This is a genomic window from Kitasatospora sp. NPDC097643, assembly GCF_040302625.1.
Taxonomy (GTDB): Bacteria; Actinomycetota; Actinomycetes; order Streptomycetales; family Streptomycetaceae; genus Kitasatospora.
This window is the reverse complement of sequence record NZ_JBEOSA010000146.1, coordinates 1-3,677: the sequence shown is the minus strand read 5'-3', so window position 1 is coordinate 3,677 and position 3,677 is coordinate 1. Positions and strand designations below refer to the sequence as shown.

The following is a 3,677-nucleotide window of genomic DNA, read 5'->3' as shown; positions in this document are numbered from 1 at the left end:
CAGCAGCGGGAGGACCTCGTCCTCCGCCGCCTCCACGGCGACCATCGCGCCGCCGCGCGGCAGCGCCTGCATCAGCCGGCCCCGCGCCGCGACCAGCCTGGCCGCGTCGGAGAGCGAGAACACCCCGGCGACGTACGCGGCGGCCAGCTCACCGATCGAGTGACCGGCGAGCAGGTCGACGCCGAGGCCCCAGCTCTCCAGCAGGCGGAACAGCGCCACCTCAAGCGCGAACAGCGCGGGCTGGGCGTACGCCGTCTCGTCGATCAGGGCCGGGTCGGCGATCGCCTCACGCAGCGGACGGTCCAGCAGCGGGTCGAGTTCGGCACAGACCGCGTCGAACGCCTCCCGGTACGCCGGGTACGCCGCGTACAGCTCCTCGCCCATGCCGGCCCGCTGACTGCCCTGGCCGGTGAACAGGAAGGCGGTCCGGCCCTCGGCGGCCGCGACGCCCTGCACCAGCTGGGGTGCGGACGCGCCGGCGGCCAGCGCGTCCAGGCCCGCCAGCAGTTCGGTGCGGTCGGCGGCGAGCACGGCGGCCCGGTGGTCGAGCGCGGCACGGCCGGTGGCGAGCGAGTGCGCGAGGTCGGCGGGCGCGGGTGCGGGCACGGCGTCCAGGTGGGCGCGGAGGCGGGCGGCCTGGGCGCGCAGGGCCTCGGCCGTCCGCCCGGAGACCAGGTACGGCAGCACGGCGGGCGGCACCGGCGTGTCCGCGGACGCGGGCGTGTCGGTGGTCCCGGGCGTGTCGGTGGTCCCGGGCACGTCGGTGGTCCCGGGCACGTCGGTGGTGGCCGGGGCGGGGGCCTGCTCGATGATGGCGTGCGCGTTGGTACCGCTGACGCCGAACGAGGAGACGCCCGCGCGGCGCGGCTCGCCCGTCCGCGGCCACTCCCGGGACCGGTCGAGCAGGCGTACGCCGCCGGCCGCCCAGTCGACGTGCGGCGACGGCTCGTCCACGTGCAGGGTCTGCGGGAGCAGGCCGTGCTGCATGGCGAGCACCATCTTGATGATGCCGGCGACGCCGGCGGCGGCCTGGGTGTGGCCGAGGTTGGACTTGACGGAGCCGAGCCAGAGCGGCTGCTCGGCCGGGCGCTCCAGCCCGTACGTGGCGAGCAGCGCCTGGGCCTCGATCGGGTCGCCGAGGACGGTGCCGGTGCCGTGCGCCTCGACCGCGTCCACCTGGGCCGGGGTGAGGCCCGCATCGGCGAGGGCCTGGCGGATCACCCGCTGCTGGGAGGGGCCGTTCGGCGCGGTCAGGCCGTTGGAGGCACCGTCCTGGTTGACGGCGGAGCCGCGGAGCACCGCCAGCACCGGGTGACCGTTGCGCCGCGCGTCGGACAGCCGCTCCAGCAGGAGCATGCCGACGCCCTCGCCCCAGCCGGTGCCGTCGGCGGCGGCGGCGAAGGACTTGCAGCGGCCGTCGGGTGCCAGGCCCCGCTGGCGGCTGAACTGCACGAACGCCCGCGGGCTGGACATCACGGTGACGCCGCCGGCCAGCGCGAGCGAGCACTCGTGCTGGCGCAGCGCCTGCGCGGCCAGGTGCACGGCGACCAGCGAGGACGAGCAGGCCGTGTCGACGGTGACCGCCGGCCCCTCCAGCCCGAAGGTGTAGGACAGGCGACCGGAGAGCACGCTCGCCGCGTTTCCGGTCAGGGTGTAGCCCTCGACGCCCTGCGGCACCTGGTGGAGCAGGTCGCCGTAGTCCTGGCCGTTGGTGCCCGCGAAGACTCCGGTGCGGCTGCCCTTGAGCGAGGTCGGGTCGATGCCGGCGCGCTCCAGCACCTCCCAGGAGGACTCCAGCAGCAGGCGCTGCTGCGGGTCCATGGCGAGAGTCTCGCGCGGGCTGATGCCGAAGAACGCGGCGTCGAACTCGGTCGCGTCGTAGAGGAATCCGCCCTGGCGGGTGTAGCTGGTGCCCTGCTGGTCCGGGTCGTCGTCGAAGAGCGCGTCGGTGTCCCACCCGCGGTCGGCCGGGAAGTCGCCGATCGCGTCGCGGCCCTCGGCCACCAGCTGCCACAGGTCCTCGGGCGAGTTCACCCCTCCCGCGAACCGGCAGCTCATCGACACCAGGGCGATCGGCTCGGATTCGCCCGCCTCCGCCTCGCGCAGCCGCTGACGGGTCTGGTGCAGATCCGCCGTGACGCGCTTCAGATAGTCGAGGAGCTTTTCCTGGGACACTGTGGAACCTCACCCTGTTGATGACGGCCGTCCTTGGTGGCGGCCGTCCTTGATGGCTTCAGGTGGTTGCGGGCCGTACGGGGCCCTGCCGTGCGGGGGCGGGCCGTGCCGCCGGTGGCGCGGGGTGCCGGTGGTCGCCGGCCCGCCCGCGCCGCCCGGCGGTCAGGCCATGCCCAACTCGTTGTCGATGAAGGCGAACAGCTCGTCGGCGGAGGCCTCCCGGAGCTGCTCGGCCACCTGCTCGTCCGGCTGCCGCTCGCGCGGTGCGGCGCTCCACCGAGTCAGCAGGGCCTGGAGGCGGGCGGCGACGTCGGCCCGGGTGTCTGGGTCCTCGGTGACGGTGGCCAGTGCGGCCTCCAGCCGGTCGAGGTCCGCGAGGGTGCCTCCGCCCCCGCCGTGCGCCGGACCGGCCGGGACCAGGTCGGCCCGCAGGCGGGCGGCGAGGGCGGCCGGCGTCGGGAAGTCGAACACCAGCGTGGCCGGCAGGCGCAGGCCGGTGGCGGCGCCGAGGCGGTTGCGCAGTTCCAGCGCGGTCAGCGAGTCCAGGCCGAGTTCCTTGAACGCCCGGTTGGCCCCGAGCTCGTCGACCGTGGTGTGTCCCAGCGCGGCGGCCGCGTGGGCGCGTACCAGGTCCAGGACGGTCTGCTCGCGCTCCAGTTCCGCCATGCCGGCCAGCCGCCGGCGCAGCTCGGCGGCGTCGGTGGCGGCGCCGGCCGCGGCGTCCGGCCCGGCTCCGGCGGCCGGGCGGCGGACGCCGGGCAGCCCGTCCAGCAGCGCGGACGGGCGCACCGAGGTGAAGCCGGGTGCGAAACGGTCCCAGGCGACGTCGGCGACGGTGACCACGGTCTCGTCCAGATCCAGGGCCTGCTGGAGGGCGGCGATCGCCGACTCGGGCCGCATCGCGGGCAGGCCGGCGTGGTCGAGCCGGTCGCCGATCAGGCCGTCCGCGGCCATGCCGCTCTCGCCCCAGCGCCCCCAGGCCACCGAGGTGGCGGCCAGCCCCTGGGCGCGGCGGTGCTCGGCGAAGGCGTCCAGGAAGGCGTTGGCGGCGGCGTAGTTGGCCTGCCCGGCGTCGCCCAGGGTGCCGGCGAGGCCGGAGAACAGGACGAACGCGGAGAGGTCGAGGTCGCGGGTCAGCTCGTCCAGGGCGAGCACGGCTTCCGTCTTCGGGCGCAGCACCGTGGCGAAGCGCTCGGGCGTCAGCGCGTCCAGCACGCCGTCGTCGAGGATCCCGGCGGTGTGCATCACGGCCGTGAGGGGCTGCTCGGCGGGGATCGTGCCGAGCAGGGCGGCCAGTGCGGTGCGGTCGGCGACGTCGCAGGCGGCGACGGTGACCCGGGCGCCCAGCGCGGTCAGTTCGGCGGCGAGTTCGGCGGAGCCGTCGGCCTCCGGACCGCGGCGGCCGGCGAGCAGCAGGTGCTCGGCGCCGTTGCGGGCCAGCCAGCGGGCGACGTGGGCGCCCAGGGCGCCGGTGCCGCCGGTGACCAGCACCGTGCCGGACG

1 protein-coding gene and 1 pseudogene are annotated in these 3,677 nt (G+C 76.1%); both read right to left on the bottom strand.

Going from position 1 to position 3,677, the window contains the following annotated elements; all coding sequences use genetic code 11:
• Positions 1-2,133 (bottom strand): annotated as a pseudogene (locus ABTY15_RS39465) (type I polyketide synthase); the annotation flags it as partial.
• Positions 2,134-2,337: 204 nt separating this feature from the next.
• Positions 2,338-3,677: type I polyketide synthase (locus tag ABTY15_RS39460; protein WP_350607531.1), on the bottom strand; the 1,340-nt coding region annotated here is incomplete at its 5' end.